The sequence below is a fragment of the Vreelandella massiliensis genome (assembly GCF_900155385.1).
Classification (GTDB): domain Bacteria; phylum Pseudomonadota; class Gammaproteobacteria; order Pseudomonadales; family Halomonadaceae; genus Vreelandella; species Vreelandella massiliensis.
In genome coordinates this window covers 353,175-370,505 of the sequence record NZ_LT699744.1, presented here as the reverse complement: position 1 = coordinate 370,505, position 17,331 = coordinate 353,175, and the positions used below count along the sequence as shown (strand labels likewise).

Below are 17,331 nucleotides of genomic sequence, written 5' to 3'. Positions count from 1 at the left end.
ACAATTCGATACAGCGAAGGATATTTCCCATGACACTGCTAATGAGCCTGGTCGGCATGGTGACGCTGATTGCCATTGCGCTGCTGTTTTCCTACGACCGCCGCGCCATTCGGCTACGCACCGTAATCGGCGCTTTCGCGATTCAAGCGGGCATCGGCGCCTTTGTGCTCTACGTGCCCATCGGGCAGAGCGTGCTGCAAGCGATCTCTAGCGGCGTCAGCCAAGTGGTGCTATACGCCAACGACGGCATCGAGTTTCTGTTCGGCGGCTTGGCCAACGTCGAGGAGGTGGGCTTTGTGTTCGCGATCAAAGTCCTGCCGGTGATTATTTTCTTCTCTTCACTGATCGCCGTGCTTTACTACATCGGCATTATGCAGTGGGTGATTCGCCTCCTCGGCGGCGCGCTGCAGAAGGCACTCGGCACCTCGCGCACCGAGTCGCTCTCGGCCACGGCGAATATCTTTGTTGGCCAAACCGAAGCGCCTCTGGTGGTGCGCCCCTTTATCGCCCGCATGACCCCCTCGCAGCTCTTCGCGGTGATGTGCGGCGGCTTGGCGTCCGTGGCGGGCTCCGTGTTGGCGGGTTACGCAGCACTGGGTATCCCCATGGAGTATTTGGTCGCCGCTTCGTTCATGGCGGCCCCGGGTGGGCTTCTGTTCGCCAAGCTGATCATGCCGGAGACCCAGGAGCCTGCCGATAGTGTCTCCCGGATCGAGGAGGAGCAGGAGCAGAGCGCGGACAAACCCAGCAACGTGCTCGATGCGGCGGCCAACGGCGCCACCTCAGGGCTTAAACTAGCCGCCAACGTCGGGGCCATGCTGCTCGCCTTTATCGGCCTGATCGCGCTGCTCAACGGCATGCTCGGCGGCATCGGCGGCTGGTTTGGCATGGCGTCATTAAGCCTTGAGCTGATTCTAGGCTGGCTCTTTGCGCCCTTGGCGTTTTTGCTCGGCGTGCCGTGGGAAGAAGCCACGCTTGCCGGTTCGTTTATCGGCCAAAAACTCGTGATCAACGAGTTTGTCGCCTATATCAACCTTGCCCCTTACCTGGATGGCGAGCAGGTGGTGGCGGCCACCGGGCAGGTCATGACGCCCCACACCATGGCCATTTTGTCCTTCGCGCTATGCGGTTTCGCCAACCTGTCGTCGATTGCCATTCTGCTCGGCGGCTTGGGGAGCATCGCGCCTTCCCGCCGCCATGAAATCGCCCGTTTTGGCCTCAAGGCCGTGCTGGCCGGAACGCTCTCGAATTTGATGTCGGCCACCATGGCCGGCTTTTTCCTCGCCCTAGGCGGCGCCATCGCTTAACGGGCGTGACGTTTTGATTGTTAGGTTTACACCATACAGAGATACCCCATGACCGCTTCGATTAATCTTCCCCAAGCCGCGCGCCAAGCGCTTTCGCTGATGGATCTCACCAGCCTTAACGCTGACGACACCGACGGGACCATTGAGTCACTGTGCCAAAAAGTGAAAACGCCCTTCGGCCACCCCGCCGCGGTATGCGTCTACCCGCAATTTATCGTGACCGCGCGGCGCGCCCTGATCGCCCACAAGCTCAGCGGCGAGGTCAAAATCGCCACCGTGACGAACTTCCCCGATGGCGGTGACGACATTATGGCGGCTGCCCGCGCCACCCGCGAGGCCGTCGCCTCGGGCGCCGATGAAGTCGACGTGGTGTTTCCCTACCGCAGCCTAATGGCGGGCGACGAGGAGACCGGCCTGGAGCTGGTCGAGATGTGCCACGCCGCCTGCGGAGGCCAAGCGCTTTTGAAAGTCATCATCGAATCGGGCGAACTCAAAGCGCCCGCGCTGATCCAACGCGCCAGCGAGTTAGCGATCGAGGGCGGCGCTGACTTCATCAAAACCTCCACCGGCAAGGTCGAGGTGAATGCCACGCTCGAAGCCGCCGAGATCATGCTCAACGCGATTAAAGCGAGTGGCAAAGAGGTCGGCTTTAAAGCCGCCGGCGGCGTGCGCACGACCGTCGAGGCCGCCGCTTATCTGACCCTGGCAAGCGACATCATGGGCGAGCAATGGATCACGCCGAAGCATTTCCGCTTTGGCGCCTCAAGCCTGCTGGACGACCTGCTCGCCACACTCAGCGGCAGCCCCATGGCATCCCCGCAAGGAGGGTACTAATGGCACACACACTGCTCCCTCAAGAGCTGATTCGCTTAAAGCGCGATGGCGGGGAGATCAGCGCCGAGGAGATGACCGCCTTTGTGCAGGGCATTGCCGATGAGCGCATCAGCGATGCCCAGATTGGCGCCTTCACCATGGCGGTGTTTTTAAACGGCATGAGCCGCGAAGAGGTGGTGGCGCTCACCACCGCCACCCGCGACTCTGGGCAGGTAATGCAGTGGGATCTCCCCGGCCCGATCGTGGACAAGCACTCCACCGGCGGCGTGGGGGATCTGGTATCGCTGGTGCTTGGCCCCTGGGTCGCGGCCTGCGGCGCGTTCGTGCCGATGATTTCCGGTCGTGGCCTGGGGCACACCGGCGGCACGCTGGATAAACTTGAATCGATCCCCGGCTACAATCCCTACCCCTCGCCTGCGCGTTTTGGCGAGGTGGTCAAATCCACCGGCGTGGCGATCATCGGTCAAACCGGCAACCTCGCCCCGGCGGATAAACGCCTCTACGGGGTACGCGATGTGACCGCCACGGTGGAGTCGATCCCGCTGATCACCGCCTCGATTCTGGGCAAAAAACTGGCCTCGGGCCTGGATGCTCTGGTGATGGATGTCAAAGTCGGCAGCGGTGCCTTTATGCCCACGCCGGAAAAATCCCGTGAGCTTGCCAAGAGCATTGCCAATGTCGCCACTCAGGCCGGCACCCCGACCACGGCGCTTCTTACCGACATGAGCCAGCCGCTCGCCCCCTGCGCCGGCAACGCGGTGGAGATCGTCGAGACTCTGGCGCTGCTGCGCGGTGAGCGTTCCGACAGCCGCGTGATGCAGGTGACCCGCGAGCTGGCGGTGGAAATGCTGATCGCCGGCAAGCTGGTTGCGGGTCGCGAAGAGGCGCTCGTTAAGCTTGAGTACGCGCTGGCCTCAGGTGCCGCCGCCGACGTGTTCGCCCGCATGGTGCGCGAGCTTGGCGGCCCGGCCGATTTTATCGAACGCCCGGCGCATTACCTGGCCACCGCCCCGGTGATTCACGCCGTGTATCCCGAGCAGAGCGGCACTGTCCAGCGCATCGATACCCGCGCGGTGGGCATGAGCGTGGTGGAACTCGGCGGCGGCCGCCTGCGCAACGACGCCCGTGTCGATCATCGCGTGGGCTTTAGCGACATTGCCGAAATTGGCGCACATGTCGATAGCCAGCGACCGCTAGCGCGTGTTCACGCACAAAGCGAAGACGCCGCCGCCCGCGCCGCCGCCCAGCTACGCGCGGCGGTTACCCTGGGCGAGGCGCCCGCGACCGCCGACACGCTGCTGCAAGACACCTTCCGAGGAGACGCCTAATGCGCCGCGCGATTGTTGTAGTCCTGGATTCGTTTGGTATCGGCAGCGCCCCGGACGCCGCGAAGTTTGGCGATCAGGGTGCCGACACCTTGGGCCATATCGCCGCCGCCTGCGCCCGCGGTGAGGCCGACAACGCCGAGCGCTCAGGCCCCCTGAAGCTGCCCAACATGGCGGCACTGGGACTTTTTCACGCCCACCGCGATGCGACAGGGAGCGTCGCGGACGGGGTGACGCTGCCGGATACGTTGACAGGCGCGTACGCCCACGCCAAAGAGATCTCCAGCGGTAAGGACACGCCCTCCGGCCATTGGGAAATCGCGGGGGTTCCGGTGCGCTTTGACTGGGGCTACTTTCTCGACAAAACCGAGAGTTTCCCGGCGGATTTGCTCGACAAGATTGTCACTGAGGCAAACCTCCCCGGCGTGATCGGCAACTGTCACGCTTCCGGCACCGAGATCATTGCCCGCCTGGGCGAAGAGCACATTGCCACCGGCAAGCCGATTGTGTACACCTCGGCGGATTCAGTGTTTCAGATTGCCGCTCACGAGGAGCACTTCGGCCTTGAGCGGCTTTACGCCCTGTGCGAGACCGTGCGCGAGCTCCTTGAGCCCTACAACATCGGCCGCGTCATTGCCCGCCCCTTTATGGGGGAACACAGAGACGAGTTCGCCCGCACCGGCAACCGCCGCGATTTCAGCATCGAGCCGCCCTCTCCCACGGTGCTGCAAAAGCTCGCCGAGGCCGGGGGCGAAGTGGTATCGATCGGCAAAATCGCCGATATCTACGCCCACTGCGGTATCACCCACAAGGTGAAAGCCAGCGGCCACGACGCGTTGATGGAGGCCACGCTCTCCGAGGTGGCGCGCACCGCCCCTGACGCTCATAATCGTGCGACCATGATCATGACCAATTTTGTCGATTTCGATTCGCTCTACGGCCACCGCCGGGACGTGCCGGGCTACGCCGCCGCCCTTGAGCACTTCGACGCCCGCCTGCCGGAGCTTCTCGCCGCGCTCGACGATGACGATCTGTTACTGCTCACCGCCGACCACGGCTGCGACCCGAGCTGGGAAGGCACCGAACACACCCGCGAATACGTGCCCGTGCTGGTATCTGGCGCCGGTTTCGCGCCCGGCCCCTTGGGCGAGCGCGCTACCTTTGCCGATATTGGCCAAACGCTCGCCGATTTCTTCGCGCTTTCCGCCATGGCCGATGGCGACAGCTTTTTATCGCATGCCGCATAAACCGCGCCACTGTCCACTAATCGCGTAGAGGAGACTTTAGATGGCCACCCCCCACATTAACGCTGCAAAAGGCGATTTTGCCGATACCGTGCTGATGCCAGGCGACCCGCTACGCGCTCAGTACATCGCCGAGACCTACCTGGAAGACGTTCGCCAGGTCAACGATGTGCGCAGCATGCTGGGCTACACCGGACGCTATCAGGGCCGTAAGATTTCGGTGATGGGCCACGGCATGGGGATTCCGTCGGTGTCGATCTACGCCAAGGAGTTGATTACCGATTACGGCGTTAAATCGATCATTCGCGTGGGCTCCTGTGGCGCGGTGCGCGACGACGTCAACGTGCGCGACGTGGTGATTGGCATGGGGGCCTGCACCGACTCCAAAGTCAACCGCATGCGCTTTAACGACCATGACTTCGCCGCCATTGCCGATTTTGACCTGACCCAGCACGCGGTGGCGGCGGCCGACGCGCAAAACGTCCCGGTGAAAGTCGGCAACATCTTCTCGGCGGACCTGTTCTACAACCCGCAAACCGAGATGGCCGAGTTGCTCAAGCGCTATGGCATTGTTGGCGTGGAAATGGAAGCGGCAGGTCTCTACGGCGTGGCGGCGGAGTTTGGCGCCCGCGCGCTGACTCTCTGCACCGTCTCCGACCACATTTTAAAAGGCGACTCGCTTTCAAGCGCTGAGCGCCAAACCACCTTCAATGACATGATGACCATCGCGCTGGATACGGTGCTGCGCGACGACGCCGCTTCCGCCTGAGTGGCCAACAGCGAGGAAAGAATATGACGCACCCCGTCGATCCGGTACTGGTCGAAACACTGCTGAAAACGCTGGGCAATGCCTACGCCCCCTACTCCCACCACCCCGTTGCGGCGGTGATGGAGAGCCCGGACGGCCAGCGCTTCGCCGGCTGCAACGTCGAGGTGGCCCATTACAAAGGAATTTGCGCCGAAGCCTCGGCGATTGCCGCCATGGTGAACGCCGGACAGCGCGCGCTTAAGAGTGTCTACGTGATGGGTCCCGGCGAGCACCTATGCACGCCCTGCGGCGACTGTCGCCAGCGCATTCGTGAGTTTGCCACACCCGGTACACGCATCATTGTGCTCTCCCATCAGGGGGAGACCCTCAAGACGTACACCATGGAAGCGCTGCTGCCCGATGCCTTTGGCCCAGAGAACTTGCCGCCGCGCTAAACAGCATGTGGTCAGGGTGGCCTAACCGTCCTAATATTCGTATTCTTACACGACGTTTTTACTGCGCCGTTTTTTGCGAGACAGCGCCAACTTGGCGCTGTCTCGCGGACTTAATCACGATCAGGAGAGTGCCATGGCCGGCCTGCTGCAAAACGTCGACCCCGACGGCTTACTGGAATATTCCGTGGTCTACACCGACCGCTCGCTCAACCACATGTCGCAGCAGTTTCAGGGTGTCATGCGCGACATTTCCGCGACGCTAAAAGAGGTGTACAACGCCCATAGCGCCGTGATCGTTCCCGGCAGCGGCACCTTCGGGATGGAAGCCGTCGCGCGTCAATTTGCCGTGGCGCAGAAGACCCTCGTGATTCGCAACGGCTGGTTTAGCTACCGCTGGACGCAGATCATCGAAATGGGCCGGCTCACCGACCAGCATACGGTACTAAAAGCGCGCCGCCTTGACGCGGATAACCCGCAGTCGCCCTTCCAGCCCGTTCCCGCTGAAGAAGCGGCCGAGCGCATTCGCGCCGAGAAACCCGCGGTAGTGTTCGCCCCCCAGGTAGAGACCTCGGCGGGCATTCTGCTGCCGGATGACTACATTCGTACCGTGGCCCAGGCCACCCGTGAAGTGGGCGGGCTGTTCGTGCTCGACGCCATCGCCGCCGGCACGCTGTGGGTGGATATGCAGGATTTGGGCGTGGACGTACTGGTAAGCGCGCCGCAGAAAGGCTGGAGCGGCTCGCCCTGCTGCGCCATGGTGATGCTCTCCGAACGCGCCACCGAATGGCTCAAGGAGACCCAAAGTAACAGCTTCGCCTGCGATTTAGGCAAGTGGCACAGCATCATGCAGGCCTACGAGAACGGCGGCCACGCCTATCACGCCACCATGCCCACCGATAGCCTGCGCCGCCTTCGCGACATCATGCAGGAGACCCGCGAATACGGTTTCGCCAAGGTGAAAGCGGAGCAGCAAGCGATTGGCCGTGAAGTCCGCGCCATGCTCAAACGCCAGGGCTTTGTGAGTGTCGCCGCCGAAGGGTTTGAAGCGCCCGGCGTCGTGGTGTGCTACACCGACGACAGCGGTATCATGGGCAAACTCGCCCAGGCGGGGGTGCAAGTCGCGGGCGGCGTGCCGCTGATGTGCGATGAAGGCGAGAACTTCCAGACCTTCCGCATCGGACTATTCGGCCTGGATAAACTGCACCACACAAAGCGCAGCGTCGAGAGCCTAGAGCGGGCCATTGAGAAAGCGCGCTAGCGATTAATCAGGATCGGCGTCATTCGGTTGGCGTTTGGCGTTCTCCTGGGTCTCCATGCCGCTTTTGAGCTCGTGCGTTAGCGGGTCGTAGTTGGGCCGCAGCTCATCTTTGACCGTGCCGCTCCAAAGCTTGGAGCCGACAAAATAGCCGGCACGCCCGATCACGTGCGCGGCCACCGGTGCTGTCAAAATAATAAAGATGATGATGGCCAGAGCGCGAGCCGCCACCGCCACCTCGGCAAAGTGCATGGCCACCGCCAACATCATGAACGTCACACCCAGCGCGGCGGCTTTGGTGGTCGCGTGCATGCGCGTGAGCAGATCCGGCAGACGCAGCAGGCCAACCGCCGCGAGCAGAATCAAAAGCGCCCCCAGGATGATTAACGTCCCCTTAATAAAATCAATCATCTCGCGGGCCTCCGCGTTCGAGAAAGCGTGCAAAACCGATCGTGGCGAGAAAGCCCATCAAGGCAATCACAATCGCCGCGTCGAGAAAGCTTGCCACATCGGTTTTGATCGTATAAACCGCGACTAATCCCACCACGGTGGTGGAAAAAAGCTCCAGCGCCACTACCCGGTCGGGAAGGCTCGGACCGCGCACGATGCGCACAAACACCAGAATAAGCGCCAAGCTCATAATCACTTGGCTAATGAGAATGACATGATCCATTAGCGAAATAGCTCCAGTGCCCGGTGCTCCATCTCTTTTAGGTTACGCCTTAGTTCTTCCTCATCATCGAGAAACATGGCGTGGATATATAGCACTTTGCGGTCATCCGAGACATCCAGGCTCAGCGTCCCTGGCGTCAGCGAAATTAAGTTAGCCACCAGCGTGATTTCCATCTCGGTGCGCGCGGATAGCGGCATGGCAATCACCCCCGGCTGCATGTGCCAGGGCGGAGTCACGATATCGAAGGCGACGCGCAAATTCGCTTGCGCCAGCTCCTTCATAAAGAACCCCAAAAACCCCACCATACGCGGTATTCGCGCCGGATAGCCTTTGAGCGAATCCAGATGGGGCTCAATCAGCACCAGTGTGATATAGCCAAACACCATCCCGACCAGCAGGTTCAGGCCTGAAAAGTCCCCGCTCAGCACCACCCAAGCGAGCCCCAGCAGCAAATTCCAGATGGCACCGGTCATGGTGTAACCTCCTGGTTGTCAGAGCGAGCCGACTCCCCCAAGACCGCTTCAATATAGCCCGCGGGATGAAAAAGCTGATCGCCGATCAGGTTCATCACCCGCATCACCGGTTCGGCGAATAGGCCAATAAAGACCGACAAGAGCGCTAAAATCACCACCGGGAGATACATCATCCACAAGCTGGGTTTCACCAGGCGGCCGTCATCGCCCGCCGGCGTGCTCTCTTTAGGTACCCGATTGTCATCGGGAAGCGCCTTCCAGAAAACCTCGTGCCAAATCTTCACCATCGAGTAGAGCGTCATCAGGCTCACCGCCAACGCGACGGCCGTGATGACGTAGGCCTCGGCCTCAATGCCGGCACGCACGATAACGAATTTGGCGAAAAAGCCCGACAGTGGCGGAATACCCGCGAGCGCGAACGCCGAGATAAAAAAGGCGACGGCAAGCCATGGGCGCTCGCGGTAAAGGCCGCCCATTTTTTTCAGCTGATAGGTGCCTTGCAGCCGGTGGGTAATGCCGCTGATCAAAAACAGGTTGGTTTTCACCACGATGTTGTGCACCACGGCGAACACTCCGCCCGCAATCGCCAGCGGCGTATAGAGCGCAAGCCCCAAGATCATGTAGCCAATCTGGCTGACGATATGAAACGACAAAATGCGCCGAAACTCGTACTGTGCGGCGGCTCCCAAGACCCCGGTCACCATGGTCAACCCCGCTCCCCATAGCAGGATGGTTTGGATATAGTCCATGGATTGGTCGAACAGCAGGGTAAAGACGCGAAACAGCGCATAGACGCCCACTTTGGTTAAAAGCCCGGCGAACAGTGCCGACACCGCCACCGGCGGTGTGTGGTAAGAGGCCGGCAGCCAGAAAAACAGCGGAAAGGCCGCTGCCTTAATCCCGAACGCGATCATGTACATCACGGCGAGCACTTCGAGCATGCCCTGATGCGCCACACGATCAAAGCGCAGCGCGATATCAGCCATGTTCAGCGTGCCGACGGTACCGTAGGTCAGGCCGATAGCGGTGAGAAAGATCACCGAGGCGAGCAGGTTCAGGGTGACGTACTTGATCGCTCCTTCCATCTGCGGTCGCTCACCGCCAAGAATTAACAGCGCGAAAGACGACACCAGCATCACTTCAAACCACACGTAGAGGTTGAAAATATCGCCGGTCAGAAAAGCGCCCGCCACTCCCGCCAGCAGCAGATGCATCAGCGGGTAATAGCCAAATTTTTCGTGCCCCCGGCCGGTGGTGGCGAGCGAATATATCCCAATCGCCAGACCAATGATGGCCGTCATCAACACCATCACAGCACTTAGGGTATCGGCGATCAGTGTAATCCCGAACGGCGCGGGCCAGCCGCCCATCTGCATGGTGATATAGCCATCCGTCAAGGTGACGATAAACAGCCAAAGGCTGACCACGAACAGGGCGATAGTGCCGGTGACGGCGATAAAGCGCTGCATCGGACGCGAACGCCAAAACAGCAACGAGATCGCCCCGGAGAGCAAGGGCAATAAGATAGGGAGCGCGACTTCAGGCCTCACGTATCGGTATCCTTCATTTTATCCAGATCATCCGCTTTGACGATTTCGTAAGCCCGCCGAATCAGCACCACCGCAAAGGCCAACACGCCAAAGGCAATCACAATCGCGGTGAGCACCACGGCTTGTGGCAGCGGGTCGGCGACTTCGCCTAGCGGCGCGGACAGGCCCTTGGGTATCAAGGGAGGCGCGCCTCGCGTCATACCCGCTGTGGTGAAAATCAGCAGGTTGGCGGCATTGGAGAGCAGCATCAAACCAATGACCAGTTTGACAATCGAGCGACGCAGCATGAGAAAGATCGCGGTGGCGTATAAAAGCCCTATTCCCATCGCCATTAGCGGCTCCATAGGTCACCTCCCTTTTTAGCTGCCCCTGTTATGACCTGTGGCTCATGGCTCATCTTTATCCACCTCCATCAGCGTCATCACCATGCCCGTCACCGAGCCAAGCACCGCGAGATACACCCCCATATCGAATATCAGTGGGGTAGAGGCTTTAAACTCGATCACCGGGATCGTCCACCACTGCGCGGTCATAAAGGGTTGATCAAGAAACCACGCGGGAAACACCGACACCATGCCCAAAAGCAGCCCAACGCCGATCAAGTCACGCGGGTCGACCATGCGCAGCACCTCTTTGGTCGCTGACACCCCAAAGGCAAAAAGGTAAAGCGTGAACGCACCGGCGGCGACCAATCCGGCGATAAACCCTCCTCCTGGCTCGTCATGACCCCGCAACAGCAAAAACACCGAGAACAACAGCTGCAACGGCATCAAAAAACGCGCCGCGGTATTGAGAATAATCGTGCCTGACTTAACCATCGTAAGTCTCCTTGCGCGCCGGTGGCTTGTTCTCGGGCGCTTTACTGCCTTCCGCTTGGCCATTGCCCGCTATGTTGTGCCCGTGGCGCAGTTTGAGCATGGCAATCACGCCAATCGCGGCGAGCGCGAGGACAAACATTTCACCCAGGGTATCCAGGGCGCGGTAATCGACCAAAATCACGTTGACGATGTTCAGCCCGTGGGCCAAGGGCACGCTATTCTCCACCATGTACTGGGAGATGGGTTCAAACTGCTGAATGCTCCACGCGGTAAGGATCAAAAGGCAGATCAGTATCCCCACAATAGCGGCCACAATCCCATCGCGAATGCGCTCAAGACTGCTGGAAAGATTGGAGAAACGTGGTAGCCGGAACAATACCAACACCAGCAAAATCACCGTCAGGGTTTCCACCAGCAGCTGGGTAATGCCTAAGTCGGGCGCGCTGAAAAGGATAAAAATCAGCGCGATCGAAAAGCCCATGACGCCCACGGAAACCACGGCCCCCAGACGCGAACGCGAAATAGCGGCAAATAGCGCGCCCATGGCCATCATGCCCACCACCACCACTTCGTGGAAACGTACATCAAACTCCAAGGTGATAATTGGCGAATGGCGCACCAGCAGCGACGTCCCCACCAGCGTAGAGAGTGTTAGCAGCATGATAAGAATGTAGTTGCGCATGTAGCCGTTCTGCAGCAGCCGCGTTTGCCACTCGGAAAAACGCACAATGGCCGCCATGACGGCCTCATAACCGGCTTCTGGGCTGTAGCGCATGAGCGGGGATAGCAGCAGCAGTTGTGCGCGAATGCGATCCCAGCGCCTGAAGAGCCAGTAGCCCAAGGCCAGGCTCACCACCGTCATCACAAGGGGTAAATTCACCCCGTGCCAGAGCGAGAGATACGCCTCGACGGACTCCCCCGCGACCGCCGATACTGCAGCGGTCGTTATCCCGGTCAAAAGTGATGGCACCACGCCAAGCAGCAGTGACAAACCCGCAAGCAAGGCAGGCCCGATCAGCATGGCCAGCGGTGCCTCATGGGGTACGCTCGGTGTTTGGTGGCGCTTGCCATAAAACGGACGCAGCGCAACAATGGCTGCCACGGCAATGGTCAGAAACGCCGCGGCAAAAGCCAACACGATTAAAAGCCCCCGAAAGCGACTCGCCTCCAGTACGGACTCAAGCATCAACTCCTTGCCAATAAAGCCCAGTAGCGGCGGCACTCCGGCAAGCGACAGTCCGGCGATCAGTGCCACGCCCGCGGTAATCGGCATGAGCGGGCGCAAGCCCCCCATCGCCGTCACGTCCTTGGTGCCCGTTTCGTGATCCAAAATGCCGGCCAGCATAAAAAGCGCCCCTTTGTAGAGCGAATGGGCAAGCAGAAACCCGACAAAGGCGACCATGGCACCTTGCGTGCCAATGCCCAGCAACATGGTCAGCGTTCCTAGCGCCATAATCGTGGAGTACGCCAGTAGCTTCTTGATATTGGTGAACTGAATGGCCATAAAGGCGCCGGTAAACATGGTCACACCGCCCACTAGCGTCAGTGTCCCCACCCAGAGCTCCGTGCCGCCTAGCTCCGACTGCAGCCGCGCCAATAAATAGATACCCGCCTTAACCATCGTCGCCGAATGCAGATACGCGGAGATCGGCGTGGGCGCGGCCATGGCATTGGGAAGCCAGAAATGAAAGGGAAACTGCGCCGACTTGGTAAAAGCGCCCAACATCAAACAGATGAGCATCGGCGTATAGAGCGTGTGCTCGCGCAGGTCAGTCTCTAAAGCGGCAATCTCATGAAGCGACCAACTGCCACTGGCCACACCCAAAAGCGTCAAGCCCGCCATCAGGGCAAGGCCCCCCGCCACGGTGACAAAAAGCCCTTGCCGCGCTGATTTTCGCGCTTCGAGATCGCCGTGATTAAAGCCAATCAAAAGGTAGGAGGTGATGCTGGTCAGCTCCCAAAATACAAAAATCGTCAGCAACCCATCGGCCAGCACCAGCCCCAGCATCGACGCCATAAACGCCATGAGGGCAACGTGAAAGCGAGCTAAATCGGGGTGGCCTTTCAAATACTCACCGGCATACACCAGCACACAGGTCCCAATGACAGTGATCAAAAGACCAAACAGCAGCGATAACCCATCGAGCAGAAACGACAGGCTAATTCCCAGAGACGGCACCCACGCCCACTCTAGCAGCAAAGGCCCCTCGGTGAAGACCGTCGGTGCCTGCAAGAACAACCACACCGCCAAAAGCGCCGGAAAAAGGGCCAGCACCATGCTGGTTCGCTCCGCAAACCAGCGTTGCAGCAGCGGTGATGTCGCCGCCAACACAAAACCCAGCAACACGGCCACCTGAATCAAGAGACTCTCCTTATTGGCTGCATCGTCATGGGCAACAAACTCATGGGCAATACCGTCATGGGCAGACCCTCTTCATGGCAACAAGAGAAAAGGCATGAATGGTTATAACAAAAAGTCGTAACTCATTATAGCCGTAGCAGAAGTACAAACGGCGAGCATTACGCTCGCCGTTGCGTTCACTGCTTTTTGCACAGCCACCGATTAGCCAAGCCAGCCGCCCAACTCGTTATTAACCACCTGCAGCAGCGCTTCGATATGGTCGTCACGGTCGTTCAGGCAAGGGATATAGGTAAACGTCTCACCCCCGGCTTCCATGAAGCTATCGTGAATCTCCTCCTGGATCTCCTCCAAGGTTTCCACGCAGTCTGAGGAGAACGCTGGGGACACCACGGCGATATGCTTGTGGCCTTGTTTTGCCAACTCCGCAACGTGATCCACCGTCTGCGGCCCCACCCACTTCTCCGGGCCAAACTGCGACTGAAACGCGGTGTCGACCTCTTCTTGGGTAAACCCGAGCTTTTCGCGTAGCAAGCGTGTGGTCTTCTGGCATTGGCAGTGGTAGGGGTCGCCTTCCAGCAAGTAGCGCTCTGGAACCCCATGATAACTGGCCACAAGTTTGCTTGGCCGCCCCTCCAAACCGTCGTAAGCCTCCTGCACCGAGTTCGCCAGTGCTTGAATATAGGCAGGATGCTCGTAGTAAGCGGGCACGGTGCGAATAGACGGCTGCCACTTCATTTTCATTAAGGTGCGAAAGGCCTGATCGTTCGCCGTGGCCGTCGTCGGCGAGCCATACTGCGGATACAGGGGGAAGAACACGATCCGCTCGCAGCCCTTCTCTTTCATGCGGTTCAGCACGCTCTCCGTGGACGGGTTGCCATAGCGCATGCAGAAATCCACCTCGACATCATCGCCGTAAAGCGCCTTGAGGCGTTCGGTCATTTTTTCCGTCTGCGCGCGGGTAATGGTCAACAAAGGACTTTCGTTTTTTTCCGTGTTCCAAATCCCCTTGTACGCCTCACCGGAAGAGAAAGGCCGCTTGGTCAAAATCACCAGCTGCAAGAGCGGCTGCCACTTCCAGCCGGCATAATCGACGACACGCTTATCGGAGAGAAATTCACTGAGATAGCGGCGCATTGACCAGTAGTCGGTGTTATCAGGGGTCCCTAGGTTTGCCAGCACCACCCCCACTTTTGCTCGAGCAATAGGGGGGTGATCACTAGGGGCGTGGGCCAAACGGCCTTCACCGGGCTGATCCATCGCAACATCGGTGGTCATGCAAATCTCCTCTCGCAGCGCCACTTGGGCGGACACGTAATTTGTGGGTTTAGCTTAGCATTTTTCGGCAAACGGGCGGCATGAAGTTATACTATCAACATTATTTGTATAACTATAGGCAAACCCATGTCCAAGCCGTTGATTCTTGTGTTGGGTGATCAGCTATCGCTCTCACTGCCTACGCTACGCCATGCGCCTGAAAACGCTGTAGTCGCCCTGTGCGAAGTAGCGGATGAGGCGCACTACGTCCCCCACCATATTCACAAAATCGGCCTCTTTTTGGCGGCAATGCGACACTTTGCCCAGGCCCTGCGCGAAAAGGGCTTCACCGTTCATTACACCGCCCTGGACGATCCTGATAACACGCACGCTATCATCAGCGAAGCCGAACGCTTAGCGACCGCTTACGACTGTGACCATATTGAAGCGGTCCGACCCGGCGAGTGGCGGCTTTGGCACGCCATGAAAAAACGCGAAACCGCCGAGCGTCCTTGGCGGTTGATCGAAGACGACCGCTTTTTCACCACGCCTGAGGATTTTGCCCAGTGGGCCAAGGGGCGCAAGCAGCTGCGCCTGGAGTATTTTTATCGCGAGCAGCGCAGGCACACCGGCCTTCTGATGAAAGACGGTGAGCCGGCAGGCGGACAGTGGAACTTTGATCACGACAACCGCGAGCCGCTATCCGAGAACGTAGAGCCCCCTCGCCCGCCGCAGCACCGTCAAGATGCCCTCACCCGCGAGGCGCTAGCGGTGGCCCAGCAGCATTTTGGCCATCACATGGGGACGCTTGAGACGTTCAACTGGCCGGTCACGCGGCGACAGGCGCTCGCGGATCTGCGCCACTTTATTGATCACAGCCTGCCCGATTTTGGCCGCTATCAAGACGCCATCAGCGATACCGACCCTTTTCTGTTTCACTCGCGTTTAGCGGTCGCGATGAATATAGGCCTTCTCTCACCGCGCGAGGTATGCGCCGCCGCCGAGAAGCAGTACGAAAAAGGCCGCGCACCGATTAACGCAGTGGAGGGCTTTATTCGGCAGATTCTTGGCTGGCGGGAGTACGTGCGCGGCCTGTACTGGACGCAAATGCCCGGTTACAAGCGCGAAAACCGGCTGGGTTTTTCCCGTGATTTGCCGGCCTTTTACTGGGACGGCAACACCGATATGCGCTGCCTGCAGCGCGCGATCGAGATGACCATCGACAACAGCTACGCCCACCATATTCAGCGCCTGATGGTAACCGGCAACTTCGCGCTGCTGTGTGGCGTGAAGCCTGAGGCACTGTGTGATTGGTACTTGGCGGTCTATGCCGACGCCTGTGAGTGGGTCGAACTGCCCAATACGCTCGGCATGGTGCTCCACGCGGATGGCGGCTTGATGGGCTCAAAACCTTACTGCGCCTCAGGTAAGTATATCGACAAGATGTCCGATCACTGCCAACACTGTCGCTACACACCAAAACAGGTCACCGGACCCAAGGCGTGCCCGTTGAATAGCCTCTATTGGCACTTTCTGGCCACCCATGAAGGCGAACTACGTGCCAACCCGCGTATGAAGCTGATATATGGCGCACTCGACAAAATGAAAGAGGAAAAACGCGACGCCATGCGGCAACAGGCTGAAGCATTCCTGACCCAACTCGAGACAGAATCAAGTTACGGAAAACCCTTCCATGTCAAGGGCTACTACTCATCCGACGATGGACGCAACGACTAACCCCTACCCCGAGAGGAGCGAAATGAGCCGTTTTTATCCGTTGAACGCCAAGGCGCCCGTCACCCTATTTCACGACGGTCACTGCCCCTTTTGTCGCGTTGAGGTTGCCTGGCTTGGCAAGCACCGCCACCGCGAGCACGTTAAGCTCGTGGATATCCAAGCTCCCTCCTTTCACGCCGACGCGCACGCGACCGACTTCGCCACCATGATGGGAAAGCTGCATGTGCTGGATAGTCAAGGGCAGTGGTATATCGGAATGGATGCCAGCCGGGCCCTCTATGCTGTGTTGGGCTACCGGCGGCTGGTGTGGCTCTCTTGCTTACCCGGTTTGCGCGGCGTGATGGACGCGGCCTACCGCTTTTTTGCGCGACGCCGGGTCAAGCTGGGTCGCTGGTGGGAAAAACGCAGGTTAAAAAACCAACGGCATACGTGAGGTTAGGGGCTCACTGTAGTGAGCGTCGCGGCCAATCACCTCGTCATGGGGCACATGCTGTACCAGATACGCGCGATGGATGCCGGCCCGTTTTAACTCGTTGTAAACGTCATCGAGTGAGCGAAACAGCATCGGCTTGCCCCGCTGGGTCAACATGTGCCGCTTGCCCTCTACGTCTTCTAGCTCAGCTTGATAGAAACGGCTGCCCGCATGCGTAATAACGCGAATTTCGAAGTTATCGTGCTTTTCGACAAATGCCTTAAGCGCTTTGAGTTCCATGGATCCCTCCTGTTATGAACCTTATAGTTATTGATGTCATATCGCTGGGTGTGCCACTGGGTGTCTGCATTAGTAGGGTTTAGCATGACGCGACCTAGTGACACTCCCATGGCGTTTTCATTTCAACCTTATGACGATCACAATATAGGAGAGTTCCCCACTTATTCACACTAGGTCAGGGTTAAAGCACACGTCAGGGCGCTGCATCGCGTCTTTCGACTACTGATACTCCGAAGGGTCGATCGCTTTGCCCAGCGAGTTGCGGTCAATCCAATTACCCGCTTTGGTCTCTTTATAGCGAAAGACCACTTGGTCGCCAATCGCGACCGGCAACTCAGCATCTTCGGTCTGATAGCTGTACTTCTCGCCATCGACGGTGAGAAAGTAGCGGTAGAGATCCGGCATACCCAACCACTCTTTAAACGGCCCTTCGCGCTCCATTGCTTGCAGTTCGCCCCGCGCTTGAAGTTTGGGTGTACGCTGCCGATTACCGCGTCGAAAACCACCTGCCATCGCTAATCCCCTCTGGTATGAAATCATGGATAAATAAGCGTAAAGGGCTGCGCATTATACGGGCTCGCCGC

Annotated in this window: 19 protein-coding genes; 9 read left to right on the top strand and 10 right to left on the bottom strand. The window is 59.1% G+C overall.

What is annotated here, in order from left to right; genetic code table 11:
• Nucleotides 1-29: 29 nt before the first annotated feature.
• The 7 genes from BQ9846_RS01735 to BQ9846_RS01705 all read left to right on the top strand — a co-directional run bounded on the left by BQ9846_RS01735 (nt 30) and on the right by BQ9846_RS01705 (nt 7,171).
• Nucleotides 30-1,307, top strand: a complete 1,278-nt coding sequence (locus tag BQ9846_RS01735) for a NupC/NupG family nucleoside CNT transporter (protein ID WP_075878893.1) — start codon at nt 30-32, stop codon at nt 1,305-1,307.
• 48 nt (nt 1,308-1,355) lie between these two features.
• Nucleotides 1,356-2,141 (top strand): deoxyribose-phosphate aldolase, encoded by a 786-nt coding sequence (gene deoC, locus BQ9846_RS01730; RefSeq protein ID WP_075878892.1) that lies wholly within the window; start codon nt 1,356-1,358, stop codon nt 2,139-2,141.
• A complete protein-coding gene (deoA, locus tag BQ9846_RS01725) occupies nt 2,141-3,469 on the top strand; it encodes a thymidine phosphorylase (RefSeq protein WP_075878891.1) in 1,329 nt (442 codons plus the stop codon). Before deoC ends, deoA begins: the two co-directional genes overlap by 1 nt.
• Complete coding sequence (locus tag BQ9846_RS01720; RefSeq protein WP_075878890.1) at nt 3,469-4,713, top strand: phosphopentomutase; 1,245 nt, start codon at nt 3,469-3,471, stop codon at nt 4,711-4,713. Before deoA ends, BQ9846_RS01720 begins: the two co-directional genes overlap by 1 nt.
• A 40-nt stretch (nt 4,714-4,753) precedes the next feature.
• Nucleotides 4,754-5,479: a purine-nucleoside phosphorylase gene (gene deoD / locus BQ9846_RS01715; protein ID WP_075878889.1), complete on the top strand. Its 726-nt coding sequence runs from the start codon at nt 4,754-4,756 to the stop codon at nt 5,477-5,479.
• Between the two features lie 23 nt (nt 5,480-5,502).
• A complete protein-coding gene (gene cdd / locus BQ9846_RS01710) occupies nt 5,503-5,913 on the top strand; it encodes a cytidine deaminase (RefSeq protein ID WP_075878888.1) in 411 nt (136 codons plus the stop codon).
• 133 nt (nt 5,914-6,046) lie between these two features.
• Nucleotides 6,047-7,171, top strand: a complete 1,125-nt coding sequence (locus BQ9846_RS01705; protein ID WP_075878887.1) for an aminotransferase class V-fold PLP-dependent enzyme — start codon at nt 6,047-6,049, stop codon at nt 7,169-7,171.
• 3 nt (nt 7,172-7,174) lie between these two features.
• Here BQ9846_RS01705 and mnhG read toward each other — a convergent pair whose 3' ends face one another.
• The 8 genes from mnhG to hemH form a co-directional block, all read right to left on the bottom strand.
• Nucleotides 7,175-7,579: a monovalent cation/H(+) antiporter subunit G gene (mnhG, locus tag BQ9846_RS01700; RefSeq protein WP_075878886.1), complete on the bottom strand. Its 405-nt coding sequence runs from the start codon at nt 7,577-7,579 to the stop codon at nt 7,175-7,177.
• Nucleotides 7,572-7,841: an MrpF/PhaF family protein gene (locus BQ9846_RS01695; protein ID WP_075878885.1), complete on the bottom strand. Its 270-nt coding sequence runs from the start codon at nt 7,839-7,841 to the stop codon at nt 7,572-7,574. The genes mnhG and BQ9846_RS01695 overlap by 8 nt, the downstream gene beginning before the upstream one ends.
• Nucleotides 7,841-8,314, bottom strand: coding sequence for a Na+/H+ antiporter subunit E (locus BQ9846_RS01690; RefSeq protein WP_075878884.1), 474 nt, complete (start codon nt 8,312-8,314; stop codon nt 7,841-7,843). Before BQ9846_RS01690 ends, BQ9846_RS01695 begins: the two co-directional genes overlap by 1 nt.
• Nucleotides 8,311-9,864 (bottom strand): Na+/H+ antiporter subunit D, encoded by a 1,554-nt coding sequence (locus BQ9846_RS01685; RefSeq protein ID WP_075878883.1) that lies wholly within the window; start codon nt 9,862-9,864, stop codon nt 8,311-8,313. Before BQ9846_RS01685 ends, BQ9846_RS01690 begins: the two co-directional genes overlap by 4 nt.
• Nucleotides 9,861-10,208, bottom strand: coding sequence for a Na+/H+ antiporter subunit C (locus BQ9846_RS01680; protein ID WP_075878882.1), 348 nt, complete (start codon nt 10,206-10,208; stop codon nt 9,861-9,863). The genes BQ9846_RS01685 and BQ9846_RS01680 overlap by 4 nt, the downstream gene beginning before the upstream one ends.
• Before the next feature lie 42 nt (nt 10,209-10,250).
• A complete protein-coding gene (locus BQ9846_RS01675; protein WP_075878881.1) occupies nt 10,251-10,682 on the bottom strand; it encodes a Na+/H+ antiporter subunit B in 432 nt (143 codons plus the stop codon).
• Nucleotides 10,675-13,041: a putative monovalent cation/H+ antiporter subunit A gene (locus BQ9846_RS01670; protein WP_075879451.1), complete on the bottom strand. Its 2,367-nt coding sequence runs from the start codon at nt 13,039-13,041 to the stop codon at nt 10,675-10,677. The genes BQ9846_RS01675 and BQ9846_RS01670 overlap by 8 nt, the downstream gene beginning before the upstream one ends.
• A gap of 204 nt (nt 13,042-13,245) precedes the next feature.
• On the bottom strand, nt 13,246-14,319 hold the full coding sequence (gene hemH, locus BQ9846_RS01665) for a ferrochelatase (RefSeq protein WP_075878880.1): 1,074 nt from the start codon (nt 14,317-14,319) through the stop codon (nt 13,246-13,248).
• A 126-nt stretch (nt 14,320-14,445) separates the two neighbouring features.
• Between hemH and BQ9846_RS01660 the strand changes: the two genes are divergently transcribed.
• Nucleotides 14,446-16,035: a cryptochrome/photolyase family protein gene (locus BQ9846_RS01660; RefSeq protein WP_075878879.1), complete on the top strand. Its 1,590-nt coding sequence runs from the start codon at nt 14,446-14,448 to the stop codon at nt 16,033-16,035.
• Between the two features lie 22 nt (nt 16,036-16,057).
• Nucleotides 16,058-16,468, top strand: coding sequence for a thiol-disulfide oxidoreductase DCC family protein (locus BQ9846_RS01655; protein WP_075878878.1), 411 nt, complete (start codon nt 16,058-16,060; stop codon nt 16,466-16,468).
• Here BQ9846_RS01655 and BQ9846_RS01650 read toward each other — a convergent pair.
• Nucleotides 16,445-16,747, bottom strand: coding sequence for a DUF6482 family protein (locus BQ9846_RS01650; RefSeq protein ID WP_075878877.1), 303 nt, complete (start codon nt 16,745-16,747; stop codon nt 16,445-16,447). The genes BQ9846_RS01655 and BQ9846_RS01650 overlap by 24 nt on opposite strands.
• A 219-nt stretch (nt 16,748-16,966) precedes the next feature.
• Nucleotides 16,967-17,260 carry a hypothetical protein gene (locus tag BQ9846_RS01645; RefSeq protein ID WP_075878876.1) on the bottom strand — a complete coding sequence of 98 codons (294 nt, stop codon included), beginning with the start codon at nt 17,258-17,260 and terminating at the stop codon, nt 16,967-16,969.
• Between the last annotated feature and the right edge of the window lie 71 nt (nt 17,261-17,331).

Coding starts and splice junctions, on each gene's coding strand:
- BQ9846_RS01650 (WP_075878877.1), bottom strand. CDS start 16,747: ATGGAACTCAAAGCGCTTAAGGCATTTGTCGAAAAGCACGATAACTTC.
- BQ9846_RS01645 (WP_075878876.1), bottom strand. CDS start 17,260: ATGGCAGGTGGTTTTCGACGCGGTAATCGGCAGCGTACACCCAAACTT.
- mnhG (WP_075878886.1), bottom strand. CDS start 7,579: ATGATTGATTTTATTAAGGGGACGTTAATCATCCTGGGGGCGCTTTTG.
- BQ9846_RS01655 (WP_075878878.1), top strand. CDS start 16,058: ATGAGCCGTTTTTATCCGTTGAACGCCAAGGCGCCCGTCACCCTATTT.
- BQ9846_RS01720 (WP_075878890.1), top strand. CDS start 3,469: ATGCGCCGCGCGATTGTTGTAGTCCTGGATTCGTTTGGTATCGGCAGC.
- cdd (WP_075878888.1), top strand. CDS start 5,503: ATGACGCACCCCGTCGATCCGGTACTGGTCGAAACACTGCTGAAAACG.
- deoC (WP_075878892.1), top strand. CDS start 1,356: ATGACCGCTTCGATTAATCTTCCCCAAGCCGCGCGCCAAGCGCTTTCG.
- BQ9846_RS01695 (WP_075878885.1), bottom strand. CDS start 7,841: ATGGATCATGTCATTCTCATTAGCCAAGTGATTATGAGCTTGGCGCTT.
- BQ9846_RS01735 (WP_075878893.1), top strand. CDS start 30: ATGACACTGCTAATGAGCCTGGTCGGCATGGTGACGCTGATTGCCATT.
- BQ9846_RS01705 (WP_075878887.1), top strand. CDS start 6,047: ATGGCCGGCCTGCTGCAAAACGTCGACCCCGACGGCTTACTGGAATAT.
- deoD (WP_075878889.1), top strand. CDS start 4,754: ATGGCCACCCCCCACATTAACGCTGCAAAAGGCGATTTTGCCGATACC.
- BQ9846_RS01660 (WP_075878879.1), top strand. CDS start 14,446: ATGTCCAAGCCGTTGATTCTTGTGTTGGGTGATCAGCTATCGCTCTCA.
- hemH (WP_075878880.1), bottom strand. CDS start 14,319: ATGACCACCGATGTTGCGATGGATCAGCCCGGTGAAGGCCGTTTGGCC.
- BQ9846_RS01690 (WP_075878884.1), bottom strand. CDS start 8,314: ATGACCGGTGCCATCTGGAATTTGCTGCTGGGGCTCGCTTGGGTGGTG.
- BQ9846_RS01680 (WP_075878882.1), bottom strand. CDS start 10,208: ATGGAGCCGCTAATGGCGATGGGAATAGGGCTTTTATACGCCACCGCG.
- BQ9846_RS01675 (WP_075878881.1), bottom strand. CDS start 10,682: ATGGTTAAGTCAGGCACGATTATTCTCAATACCGCGGCGCGTTTTTTG.
- deoA (WP_075878891.1), top strand. CDS start 2,141: ATGGCACACACACTGCTCCCTCAAGAGCTGATTCGCTTAAAGCGCGAT.